The organism is Salinivibrio sp. HTSP, from assembly GCF_003390965.1.
In the GTDB taxonomy this organism is placed as follows: domain Bacteria; phylum Pseudomonadota; class Gammaproteobacteria; order Enterobacterales; family Vibrionaceae; genus Salinivibrio; species Salinivibrio kushneri.
Genome location: NZ_PXUD01000034.1, coordinates 15,914 through 27,517 on the forward strand (window position 1 = coordinate 15,914; position 11,604 = coordinate 27,517).

At 49.8% G+C, this 11,604-nt stretch carries 14 protein-coding genes; 7 read left to right on the forward strand and 7 right to left on the reverse strand.

Features of this window, described 5'->3' with window-relative positions; all coding sequences use genetic code 11:
* Positions 1 to 42 precede the first annotated feature (42 nt).
* Entirely contained in the window at positions 43 to 1,539 is a 1,497-nt protein-coding gene (gene putP, locus C7A19_RS07615; protein WP_116644615.1) for a sodium/proline symporter PutP, read from the forward strand.
* Positions 1,540 to 1,617: 78 nt separating this feature from the next.
* On the opposite strand, the gene C7A19_RS07620 is transcribed toward putP, so the two are convergent.
* Positions 1,618 to 4,464 (reverse strand): ligand-binding sensor domain-containing diguanylate cyclase, encoded by a 2,847-nt coding sequence (locus C7A19_RS07620; protein WP_162300258.1) that lies wholly within the window; start codon positions 4,462 to 4,464, stop codon positions 1,618 to 1,620.
* A 269-nt stretch (positions 4,465 to 4,733) separates the two neighbouring features.
* Here C7A19_RS07620 and C7A19_RS07625 point away from each other — a divergent pair, with 269 nt between their 5' ends.
* Positions 4,734 to 5,453 carry a GntR family transcriptional regulator gene (locus tag C7A19_RS07625; RefSeq protein WP_116644617.1) on the forward strand — a complete coding sequence of 240 codons (720 nt, stop codon included), beginning with the start codon at positions 4,734 to 4,736 and terminating at the stop codon, positions 5,451 to 5,453.
* Here the strand turns inward: C7A19_RS07625 and C7A19_RS07630 are convergent.
* The gene (locus tag C7A19_RS07630) at positions 5,409 to 6,101 is read right to left on the reverse strand and encodes an HAD-IA family hydrolase (RefSeq protein ID WP_116644618.1); all 693 of its coding nucleotides are present in this window, start codon (positions 6,099 to 6,101) and stop codon (positions 5,409 to 5,411) included. The two genes, C7A19_RS07625 and C7A19_RS07630, sit on opposite strands and share 45 nt — an antisense overlap.
* Positions 6,102 to 6,255: 154 nt before the next feature.
* Here C7A19_RS07630 and C7A19_RS07635 point away from each other — a divergent pair, with 154 nt between their 5' ends.
* The gene (locus tag C7A19_RS07635) at positions 6,256 to 6,951 is read left to right on the forward strand and encodes a fumarylacetoacetate hydrolase family protein (RefSeq protein WP_116644619.1); all 696 of its coding nucleotides are present in this window, start codon (positions 6,256 to 6,258) and stop codon (positions 6,949 to 6,951) included.
* Here C7A19_RS07635 and C7A19_RS07640 read toward each other — a convergent pair.
* From C7A19_RS07640 to C7A19_RS07655, 4 genes are all read right to left on the reverse strand, one after another.
* Positions 6,912 to 7,466 carry a DUF1415 domain-containing protein gene (locus tag C7A19_RS07640; protein ID WP_116644620.1) on the reverse strand — a complete coding sequence of 185 codons (555 nt, stop codon included), beginning with the start codon at positions 7,464 to 7,466 and terminating at the stop codon, positions 6,912 to 6,914. The genes C7A19_RS07635 and C7A19_RS07640 overlap by 40 nt on opposite strands.
* A 40-nt stretch (positions 7,467 to 7,506) precedes the next feature.
* Positions 7,507 to 7,971 carry a CreA family protein gene (locus C7A19_RS07645; protein ID WP_069360860.1) on the reverse strand — a complete coding sequence of 155 codons (465 nt, stop codon included), beginning with the start codon at positions 7,969 to 7,971 and terminating at the stop codon, positions 7,507 to 7,509.
* 134 nt (positions 7,972 to 8,105) lie between these two features.
* Complete coding sequence (locus tag C7A19_RS07650) at positions 8,106 to 8,438, reverse strand: hypothetical protein (RefSeq protein WP_116644621.1); 333 nt, start codon at positions 8,436 to 8,438, stop codon at positions 8,106 to 8,108.
* Between the two features lie 100 nt (positions 8,439 to 8,538).
* Entirely contained in the window at positions 8,539 to 9,216 is a 678-nt protein-coding gene (locus C7A19_RS07655) for a hypothetical protein (RefSeq protein WP_077599792.1), read from the reverse strand.
* 370 nt (positions 9,217 to 9,586) lie between these two features.
* On the opposite strand from C7A19_RS07655, the gene C7A19_RS07660 reads away from it, so the two are divergent.
* The 4 genes from C7A19_RS07660 (at position 9,587) to C7A19_RS07675 (ending at position 11,324) form a co-directional block, all read left to right on the forward strand.
* Positions 9,587 to 9,988, forward strand: coding sequence for a GFA family protein (locus tag C7A19_RS07660; RefSeq protein WP_116644622.1), 402 nt, complete (start codon positions 9,587 to 9,589; stop codon positions 9,986 to 9,988).
* A 12-nt stretch (positions 9,989 to 10,000) separates the two neighbouring features.
* Positions 10,001 to 10,519 carry a GNAT family N-acetyltransferase gene (locus C7A19_RS07665; RefSeq protein ID WP_116644623.1) on the forward strand — a complete coding sequence of 173 codons (519 nt, stop codon included), beginning with the start codon at positions 10,001 to 10,003 and terminating at the stop codon, positions 10,517 to 10,519.
* Between the two features lie 184 nt (positions 10,520 to 10,703).
* Positions 10,704 to 10,961: a glutathione S-transferase N-terminal domain-containing protein gene (locus C7A19_RS07670; RefSeq protein ID WP_025744429.1), complete on the forward strand. Its 258-nt coding sequence runs from the start codon at positions 10,704 to 10,706 to the stop codon at positions 10,959 to 10,961.
* A gap of 18 nt (positions 10,962 to 10,979) precedes the next feature.
* On the forward strand, positions 10,980 to 11,324 hold the full coding sequence (locus tag C7A19_RS07675; protein WP_201264075.1) for a hypothetical protein: 345 nt from the start codon (positions 10,980 to 10,982) through the stop codon (positions 11,322 to 11,324).
* 45 nt (positions 11,325 to 11,369) lie between these two features.
* Here C7A19_RS07675 and C7A19_RS15760 read toward each other — a convergent pair.
* Positions 11,370 to 11,604 (reverse strand): hypothetical protein (locus tag C7A19_RS15760; RefSeq protein ID WP_235614276.1); only part of this gene is annotated, 235 nt, incomplete at its 5' end.

Below are 11,604 nucleotides of genomic sequence, written 5' to 3' on the forward strand. Positions count from 1 at the left end.
CAGAAATGGCCCCGATTGGGGCCATGTAATTGAGGGACAGATATGATAGACAATAGCTATGCCATCAGTGCAACCTTTCTGGCATATCTCATCATGATGCTTGCCATTGGTGTATATGCCTACAAACGCACATCTAACTCCGAAGACTACTTCCTCGGGGGGCGTTCGTTAGGCCCATGGCCTGCTGCCTTGTCAGCGGGTGCATCAGATATGAGTGGTTGGTTGCTGCTTGGTCTTCCTGGCTATGCCTACGCTGCGGGAATGGAATCACTTTGGTTAGCAGGCGGTTTGCTGTTAGGCACTTACCTGAACTGGTTAATTTGTGCCAAACGCCTGCGTACATACAGTATTGAAGCAGATAACGCATTGACGTTACCGGAGTTTTTTGCTCGCCGTTTTGAAGATAAATCAAAACTGCTGCAAACCATCTCTGCTTTCTTCATTTTGCTTTTCTTCCTTTTCTACACCAGCTCCGGCTTGGTTGCAGGCGGTAAACTCTTCACCACGGTGTTTGGGTTTGATTACACCACCGCGGTGGTCATTGGCACCATCTGTGTCGTGTCTTATACCTTGTTCGGTGGCTTCTTGGCGGTATCTTGGACTGACTTGGTACAAGGCTTGTTGATGGCAGCAGCCCTGTTGATTGTGCCTTTCGTGATCATGGACGGAAGCATCTTTAAACTCGGCAGCGATGTTGCAGCGATTAACCCCGAGCTGATGACGCTTTGGCGTGATGTTGAGGGCGAGCCACTATCTTGGATCGGCATTGTCTCGCTGGCAGCATGGGGGCTAGGTTACTTTGGCCAGCCACATATCTTGGCGCGTTTCCAAGCGACCCGTTCAAACAAAGACATTACCACCGCGCGCCGCATTGCCGTTGGTTGGTCTGCGCTATCAATGTTTGGTGCGGTGCTTATCGGGCTGGTGGGTATTTTGTACGTACAAAATGACATGACCGGTGACCTGAAGGATGGCGAGAAAATCTTCATGCTTCTCGTAAACGCGGCATTCCACCCTGTCATCGCGGGTATCCTGCTTGCCGCCATTTTGGCCGCGATCATGAGTACTGCGGATTCACAGCTACTGGTATCCTCGTCTGCGCTGGCGGAAGATTTTTACAAACAAGTGTTCCGCCCTGATGCCTCTACGCAAGAAGTGGTAATGGTTGGTCGCGGTGCGGTAATTTTGCTCTCGGCAATTGCACTCGGCTTAGCGATGGATCCAGAAAGCTCAGTCCTTGGCCTGGTGTCTTATGCATGGGCGGGCTTTGGGGCTGCTTTTGGCCCAGCACTGCTGCTCAGTCTGTTCTGGCGTGACATGAACCGTAACGGTGCACTGACGGCGATTTTGGTCGGCGGCGTGACAGTTGTGGTATGGAAACAGCTTTCAGGCGGTATTTTCGATTTGTATGAAATTGTTCCTGGCTTTATCTTTGCGGGATTGGGCGCGATTGTGGTGAGTAAAGCAACCGGTGGCCCAAGCGAGTCGGTATCAAAACAATACGAGTCTTATGAAAAGAGCTTAGAAACCATGGCCTAAGCCTTGGCCATAAAGCCTCTATTCAAAGCATCGTATAAAGGAGCGCATTCGCGCTCCTTTTTTCTTTGGCGTTCACGTTTAGGATGGCTGTGACTCGTGTCCGCTACGTTGGCGCACACAGTTCCGTCCGTCACGCTTGGCACGGTACAAGGCTTGGTCAGCTTGCTTGAGGCCATCGACATAATCCGTGGCCTGATGATTGCCAGCCACACCAATGCTGACCGTCACTTTTAATGACGGCGCAATGTCGTCAAGGGTCAATGCCGCGATACGACGGCGTAATCCATCAAAGTAGCGATAACCATCGGCCGGTGTCCCTGCAAACAGTAACGTAAATTCCTCGCCGCCCCAGCGGGCGATATGACTTAAGTGCTCGCGTTCTTTATCTAAAAAGCTTCCGATTCGTTGGATAATCTGGTCGCCAACCAGGTGTGAATGCTGATCGTTGATGCGCTTAAAATGATCAATATCTAGAATCGCTACTTGCAAGGGCTGCCCCGACTGGTTGGCTTCATCAAAGGCCAGGTGCCAGTATTCGTCAAAGGCGCGTCGATTCGCAAGGCCGGTTAATGCATCCTCTTTCGACATACGTTCAAAATCGTCAGCTTGCGCTTGTAGCGCGTGTGTTTTCTCTTCCACCAGCGCTTTTAGCTGCGCCTCTTTTTGTTGCATTCGGCGGATTCGCCACATAAAGGCGCCGTAGGCGAGGGTGACTAAGGCCAAGAACCCCAGCGCACGTATATCTGACCGTTGCCAAAGCGAGGGGGTCACACTGAAGCGATAGCTAAGCACATCATCACTCCAGTTGCTATAGGGGTAGCGAGCACTGACTTTAAAGGTGTAGTCACCCGGTGGTAAATTCGTATATTCGGCAATATGGTTTTCGTGACGGTAGGCCCATTCAGACTCAAAGCCCTCTAGTTGGGTGCGGTACTGGATTTGTTCTGGCATGGTATAGCCAAGCGCAGCATAGGAAAAGGAGACGCGATTGGTACCAGCAGGAGCTCTGTTGCTCGCCTCTGGGTTAATCGCTTGGCCATCAAAGTGCACGTTCTGCATCACGATCGGCAAGGGCTGGCTGAGCATCTGTGACAATCGAGCGGGTTTAACACTCGTCACGCCTTGGGCGGTGGCGAAGATAATATCGCCTGCCGCGGTTTTTGTCGCCGCAGGATTAGAGCCGCCGTTAGCCTGACTATTCAGCATGCCATCGCTTTGATCATAATGCTCAAAGTCAATACGCGCGCGGGTTTTATCCGCCACTTGATGCGCGTGATGATAGTTGACCCGCCAGATCCCTCGGTTGCTGGACAACCAAAAACTTTGGTCATCGCCTTTGATGATTTGAAAGAACTTATCAATCGGTAGACCATGTGGTCGGCCGACTAACGCGAGTTGGCTATCAGATTGTCGATAACGGATAATACCCCGATCAGTGGCCATCCATACGTAGCCAGGCTCGTGAAAAAAGCCAAAAACATACTGCGCTTGCTCTTGCTCGGTGAAATCGAGCGGCGTGATGGTCTCATTGATCAGATACCCGGCTCCGCTGCCGGTGCCTATCCATAGCTTGCCCGTTTCATCGAACGTTAACGACATAATATAGTTGCCGGGTAGGGCACTATTTTGACTATTGTAGTGTGCACGCTTTTGATAAACGGTTGACGAGTGCGCGGGTTGACTGCCTGGGAGAGACGAAAACGTGACTAAGCCACGTGGTGTACCCACCCATAATGCACCATCACGTTCGACAATCGCCCTGACTTCATTGTCAGGCAATTGATCGTTCAGGGTTTCGGCGGGAGTGAGCGCGCCTTGGTGCCAGTAGTAGAGGCCTTGTTGGTAGGTACCCACCCATACCCCACCTTGTGCTCGAGGCGCGAGACTGAGCACCGATATATCCTTGGCGAGTACTTTGGCATTACCTTGTACGATATCAATTTGGCTTAACCCCTCGCTGGCCCCTGCCCACACCGTATTTTTATCGTCAGCAAGTACGGTGCGTACATAGTCACCGGCTAGTCCATTGTCTTGAGTCAGCGTCACAAAAGGTGCGTATCTAAGCCGCATTGCACCGCCGTTAGTGCCTATCCAAATGCTGCCCTCATTGTCTTCAAACCAGGATAATATCCGGTTGTTGGGCAGGCCGCGGTGATCGTCGAGAAAATCGATATGTTGGTCTTTCATGTGAGCAATACCGTGGCTAAGGGTCCCGAACCAATAGGCGCCACGGCTGTCTTGTTCAACCATGGTAATCGCTTGGTGGAGTAGCTCACTCGCCAGTGGCGTCCAGCGACTGTTTTTATAGCGCCAAGCGCCATTTTCGGAGCCGACTAGGAGGCTCCCATCCTGACCACTCGAGACATAAAATGCTTTGCGAAACAGGTTGTGAAAAGAGAGAGGCGTCGCGCCGTTTTGCAAAGACAGTTGGTAGACCCCTTTTTCGGTGGCCGCATAGACTTGACCATCGGCGGTCTGGGTCAAGTGATAGCTACTGAGGGTATCGATAAATGTCTGTGGGGTGGGGTCGGGTTGCGAGAGCTGTTCAGGGGCGTAGTAAGCAATCCCCATTCCCTCTACGGCTAACCACAAGCCACCTGTCTGGTCATGGAGCGCATCATTAATGAGACTGGGGGCTGTGGGAAGGCCCTGCCACGAAAAGCCTTGTCGCATCACTAAGCTGCCTCGTGCCCCTCCGGCATAAAGTTGATTGTCAGGCCCTGTCGCCAGGGCGCGCGTCCCTGAATCTTTCATTTGTGTGTCAGGGCCGCGGTCAAAGCGCACAAACTCTAAACCGTTATAACGTGCCACACCCTCCCAGGTGGCAAACCACAAGTAGCCATCCGAGGTTTGGGCAATGGCATTGATGCTGTTATGCGGCAATCCGTTGGCAGAGGTCCAGGTTTCAATAAAGTAATCAGACAATTGGTTATCCTTGGCATAACTGGGCGTGATATGTCCTGCCAAACCTAACCAACAAAAAAGCGTAATACACACGAGACGTCGGCCTAGTTGTGGGGAAATATGTCTCAGCGTGTTCCTTAAGTGCATCTTTTGTTCTTTGCTCCGATTCCGAGTAGACTGGCGATTCTATCTTAATCACTGTTTATTTCTTGGACATAATGGACAGGTTTTGACAGCAAATTGAGAAAGATCACATTAGCGATACAAAGATCACGCAGGCCTGACAGCTCATGATGCAATTTATGGTGATTCGCCAGCAGTTATTAGCGCAAATTGATCGCGGTTTATTGGCGCCGGACAAAAAACTCCCAGGTGAGCGCCAGCTTGCAGACACCTTTTCCACTACCCGTGTCACCTTGCGAGAGGCACTTGCAGTGCTTGAGGCGGAAGGACGCATATATCGGCGAGAGCGACGTGGCTGGTTTGTGGCGCCCACCCCTTGTGCGTATGATCCCAGCCAACTCGTCGATTGGCAGCATGATTTCTCTCAACACGGTGGTCAATTTTCTTGGTTGGCGCAAAAGACGCCCATGGCGTCAGCGGCGGTGAGTGATCAAATGCAACTGCCTCCCTTTGCGCAGGTGTTTGAGGGTGAGGGACTGATTCAGATCGCGCAGTTACCTGTTGGCTTTGTGCGTACGTTTCTCCATCCTGATTATTTCCCCAGTGTCTGGCAAACCGGTGACCAGGCAACGTTGTTAAATACGCCAGCGAACGCGGATGTGTCTTGGTCGAGCGCGTGGGAAGCGTTAGACAGTGAGCGTGCCAGTGTATTGGCCGTGCCTGCGGGTACGCCCGTGTTAACGGTGACGCGAGCGTGGCGCATCCAGCCCGCCCAAGGGAGCCAGACGATCCGCATTGATACAGAGTGGTGGCGGCAACATGCGGTGACACTCTGTGGTGGCTCAGCGCGTGATGCTCAGGCTGGCTCTGTGAAAAAACGAGAGTAAGTCTTCACTTTTAAATAACCGAGTCACCAAAGGGTGCGCCGTTGTGGGTACATTGGGATTGGGGTTAAAGTGGATAGTACGCATCTCGGCATTGATCCCCGCTTGGATACCTTTGTTGGTGTCATCGATGAACACACATTGGCCGGTAGGACAGGCCATATTCATCGCGGCGTAGTGAAGCAGATCGGGAGCCGGCTTCCAGCTGTTAGTATCAAAGGCACTGAATAGGCGATGCTCAAAGTAGGGCAACAGCTTGGTGAGTCGCAGAGCATGCGCCATTTTTTCTACGGGGCTATTTGATGCCACACAAACATCAATGCCTTGCTGTTCAAGCGCCTGTAAGACGGTTTCAATGCCTTTTACCGGTGCTAATTCAGCCTCGAAATACTGGCGACACAAGTGCCGAAAACGTGGCTCGAGTTGATCAATAGGAATATGTGCCCCGTTTCGTTCGCAGGTTTGCTGGAGGACATCGGTCAGTTTTCCGCCCTCAAAATGATCGAGCGAGTCTTGCAGATCAATACGCACACCAAATGTAGAGAAGGTTTCTACCAAGGCTTGGTGAGATAGCTTCTCGGAGTCAACCAAGGTCCCTTCGCAGTCAAAGATGACACAATGGATGGGGGAATCAAGTGGATGTTGCGGCATAGGTGCTCCCTTCAATCTCTCTTTGTATCCTTGGACGAGTTAGAAAAATCAACAAGTCAGTGACACGGGAAATGCTAACTGTGTCTTGCATTCTTGCCTTTTTCGTTATCAAAATTAGTCAGGGATCGACTTTTCATTAGCAAGGAAGAAAACGATGCGTTATCAACATCAATGGTTAGAGGGTGGAGCGATCGATTTGCCCGTTGGACAGGTGGTGTGTGTGGGACGGAATTATGCTGCCCATGCGCAGGAGCTTAACAATCCCATTCCGGACGAACCTGTGCTGTTTATGAAACCGCCGAGTGCCATCCAACCGTTAGATGACAAGCTAGCGATAGTGGCGTCATTCGCTCCCGTTCATTACGAAACCGAGCTGGCGGTGCTGATCACCAAACCTTTATTTCATGCCACTAAGCAAGCCGTTGAAGACGCCTTGGGCGGAATGACACTGGCGCTGGACTTGACCCGTCGTGAAACGCAAAGCCGCTTAAAACAAAAAGGACTGCCTTGGGAGCGGGCGAAAGCGTTCGCGGGGAGCGCAGCGATTGGATGTTTTGTGGCGGTGCCTGATGATTGGCGTGAGGTCGTCTTTGCATTGTCCATCAATGGCGAGAGGCGGCAGCAGGGAAATAGCGCGAGTATGTTAATGCCTGTGATCGCGCTTATTCAGCATATAAGCCAGACATTCTGGTTGAACCCAGGCGACATTGTGCTAACGGGCACCCCCGAAGGGGTTGGTGTGCTGGAAAACCGCGATCTTTTATCCTTGTCACTTGAGGGGCAGCACCTTGCCCAACCCCAGGTAGTGGTTCAGTCTGATGAGGCTTTTATCCAAGGAAAGAGTGCTTGACGCTCTTCATGGGTGAGTGCTGAAACACGCGCAATATTGCGTGCGGGGATCTGTTCTGGATCTTGGCCATAATGCGCCAGCGCGCGTGACATGCTGGCTTCACGAATCAAGTGAAAGCATGGATAGGGGGAGCGATTGGTCAAGTTCTCGCTATCTTCTGGCGTGCACCCTTCAAAACAATAGTCGGGATGAAAACTGGCGACTTGGAAAACTCCCCGCCACTGGTAGTGGTCAATCATCGCCTCGGTAGCATCGACCACGTCGAGGTAGTGATCAAAGTCAGCGAGCGCGTTGGGCACCACGACCACCGTAGTATCAGTGATGGCAGGCTCGGTGTGATCAAGATGGACTAAAGCCTGATAAATCGCAGTTAAAATCTCGGTATCATCCTGAGCGTCGCACACAGTGAGCTGAATTTGTTGTTTGCGACGGGGCTTAGCGGCGAAAGGGCAAAGGTTTAGTCCAATCACCACCTCATCTAGCCACGTATTCATCTGTATTTCGACTTTGTTCATCGAGTTCTCGTTTAAATGTCGCCTGCAGGCGTGGCGGTGATTATTGTTGTGGTTGTGACTGGTACGCCTTGGTGCCCCAAAGAGGAACCGTGGACAAGCTATGCTTAAAGCTGCCAGATGTTTCTTTGGTTGAGTAAGAGAGATACATCAAGGTCTGATTTTTCACATCGAAAATCCGACGAATCTTCATCGACTTGAAGAAAATACTTTTCGATTTTCTAAATACCACTTCGCCCGATGCGCTTTTATCGATATTGGCAATCATCTCTGGCGTAATCTCCCCAGTTTGACGACAAGAGATAGCGCTATCACTGGGATCAGAAAAGCTTAAGTCCGCTTCGACAGACGCAACATGGCACGTCACCCCGCTTACCACAGGATCGACGAGATGGTTAAGCTTGATGTCTTTCATGGTAAACATCCCCAGGCTTACGTCGCCAACTTCATCGTTATCACAGCCACTGAGTGTCGCGGCAAGCGCAACAACGAATAGTATTTTCTTCATTATTCGAGCCCTTATTGATCAGTGGCAGGAGTGTATCACAGCCCAGGCGGGAGGAGGAAAAGTGTGCGTCGAACACGGCCGCTTAGTATCGTTAATGTTCGGTAAAAGTATTTAAGCCAATGGCCGGCTGTACATTATTGCTCTTTAAATTGCGCATCGCCATCTTGGCCTGAGAGGGACTTAGGCTCAAAATTCATCAGTACTTGGGCAGCATCACAATAGCTGCCTGTATCGGCAAACGTTTTTCGGGCTGCCGCAATTTTGCGCTCGGCAATGCGTCTAACGTCTTGCGCGTTAGCTTGATTGCTAAATGTCATTTGTTGGCTGATCATTTCTTGTCCAAACGTCGATTTGCAAATAGCCTCGTTCTTTCCCGTCACCAGCTGCTCGGCGTTTGATGTATCTTCCGTGTTAGCGTGAGCGAAAATACTCATAAAGAGCGTAAAGACCAAAATTGTTCTCGTCATGCTTCTGACTTCCTATGCTATTTGTTTCAATCTTAGCATTAAGCCGCGACGTCGCCCACTGGCGACGTCAAAACAAGATAAGTGTTTGGGGAAGAGGGGATTAGGCAGAGATGTCACTTTCGATTGTCGTTGGGCTTGGCTGAGCTTTTGTTACGAAACGCCATTTCTTTGCCTCAGCAAGATATCCCAGCGCCGACAGCCAAATGAGTGAGTAAGCGACTAATTCGGTACTTTCTTCCGCAATATTTTTCACATCTCGTACGTAGTTGGCGCCCATCGCTTGTTCCCATAACTCGCCCATACCAAACAAACGCGAATACACGAGTAACAGCGCTAATGCGATCATTAAAACCGTGCTGTGCCTTGAATGAACTGCTTGCGCAAGGCTAGTGAGGGTCTCTCGCCAGTGTTTTAAAGCGGGCCAAATGGCGAGCCCCGTTACAATGAGTGCCGGTACTTTCCAAAAACCATGCATTACCACATCAAGTGTGGCATCCAGTTCTCGGATCATTAATACCAAGAAAAAGGCACTCATAAGCCCGGCAGCGTGGTGAAGGGATTGACTGAACTTAGCGACACGACGAAACGCAAATACCGTCGCGGCGAGTAGCCCCAGCTGGGACAGCTCAATCAATGATGATTCGGAAGCAACGTTGTGAGAAGCCACACTGTAATGAACAATGCCTGCAATACCAGCGAAGTAAAGGGCGATTATAAAAAATTGTCCGGCGCCTTTAAGCACCGTACGCGCAGCAGATGAAGACCGTGGTAATGTCATATTATCCTCAATTCGATAAAACGATCTGCCCGTCCGTAGCAGGTGTCACCACCCTATGTGTGACCCTTATCCCAAAAATGTCATTTGGATTGATAGTACGGTGAGCTTCATTAAACTGCAATAATTTATGTGATCAATATCACTATATGTTCAGGGAGGCGTCAGGATTGTGAGCATTTGTTCGTCAGGCGTCTCGTTAGGTCGACGCGTTGTCAATAAATTTACACTGTAAATAGAAAATGGGCGAAAGTGGCAAACATCAATGGCGAAAATGAACAGATAGCTATACCTATGAAATTCAACATTTTAATTGTGTTTTGCTAGACAGGCGTAGACAATAAAGTCTGATATTTTAGATAGAGGTATGCTCATGTCCACACTCTCTGCTCGTTGCCTATGCGGTGGTGTCCGTCTTACATTACCTGACACTTTCCTTTATATGGGGAACTGCCATTGCTCTGAATGTCGAAAGTTTACTGGTTCAGACTATTCATCAGTCGGCGGCATAGAGGCAGACAAAGTCTCGGTCACGGCTGGCCAAGCGCATATTCGTTATTATGAGAAGAGCTCAGAAACGGTGCTTGCTTTTTGTGGGCAATGTGGGTCGAGCCTTTTCTCTCATAAAATCAATAAGGGAGTGTTCAATATTCGTCTGGGAATTTTGGATACCGCTCCACAATCGGCGCCAAATTTTCATATTCACACGGCGTCGAAGGCACCATGGCATACGCCTAATGAGGCATTAAAACAGTTTGAACATGGGCCGGATTAATTTGGTCGTGTTATGCAGCTGCTGATCCGCCCCCTTACCCTCGCTGATACGGACTTGGTGTTCCAGTTTGAACAACAAAACCGTGCTTATTTTGAAACCTATATTGAATCGCGCGGTGAGGCGTTTTATCGCCAAGCAGGCGTTTATGATCACATCTGCGAATTACTTGCCTTATATCAGAAAGGACAACACGTATCGATGTTGATTACGGATGCCGAGGGGCAACTTTTGGGACGGGTTAATATCAGCCAAATTGATGCGGTATCTGCATCAGGTTCGTTAGGGTATCGCATTGCAGAGCAACATACCGGGAAGGGGGTTGCCTCTCGAGCGGTAAAGTATGCGTTAGAGATCGCGCGCGAGCACGGACTTGTGACACTCAACGCCATGGCGTCTACGACCAACATTGCATCACAAACGGTGTTAGAGAGGAATGGGTTTAACCTATGCGATAAAAAATTCAACGTGGCATACGTGGCTGGCGAATTGATTGACTATCTTTGTTATTGCAACAAATTATCCAGCGTTTGAGTGATGAGCAATATACCTTGAGGTGATAGATTAATTGTCATTTAGCTCTTAGTTGCTCATGTAGTGCAATAAAACAGGCTAACGACTAGCGTTGGGACCAAGTTTAATGCCATCATTACGTAGAGTGAATTCACACAGTTGGTGGTATTTGAAGAGCCGCCCTGATGACCTAAAAGGAAACATAATGGCTGATTTGAACGGACTAAGCTTGTATCACAAAGAGCACTGCCCATTTTGCCATAAAGTGCGTGCAGTCATGACAGAGCTTAAGTTAGATATTCCGCTGGTGGATATGAACGCTAACGCCGAAGAATGGCAACGCCTACAGACCGAAGGCGGCAAAGGCATGGTGCCTTGTCTGCGTATTGACCAAGGCGGCGAAACCCAGTGGATGTATGAATCGGACGACATTATTGAATACTTGCGTGACAACTTCGCGTAATTGAACCAGATACTGGTTATGAGGGTCGCAGTTATCAATGCGACCTTCTTTTTACGTATTATTACCTGTATGCCTACCTCTCCGCCTTCTTCAACGCCCTGTGCACTGTGTCAGCACCTAAGGCCGCTGACCTTCCATCACTTGATCCCCAAAACTTGTCACAACAACAAATGGTTCACTAAACGTTTTTCCCGACCTTACATGCGCGAACACGGTATTTGGGTATGCCGGCCTTGCCATGCTTTTATTCATCGCCAATTCAGTGAAAAACACCTGGGTCGTGCATTACACACCCTCGACCTTTTACTCGCTGAGCCTGTGATCCAAGACTACATCTATTGGGCCCGCAAACAGCGATCGTAACGAAGTAATCAGTGTGTGATGACCCACTAACAATGCCAAGTGGGTTCAAAAAAATAGCGATGAAAATGACAACACAAATACCAACTCGTTAGCCTGCTGGCTAAGCAACTTTTTGCTTGGCTTGGCAAGAAGTTGCTTGGCACGTGCAAAAAATTGGTCAGCCAGGTTATAAGATTCTGATTTGTAATGATAAAAAACTTGGCATGCATTTCGCAAGATGAGAGAGCGAACAGGCACACCGCCACGGTGGCGATGTGTCTTCCATGACATACAAAGGAGC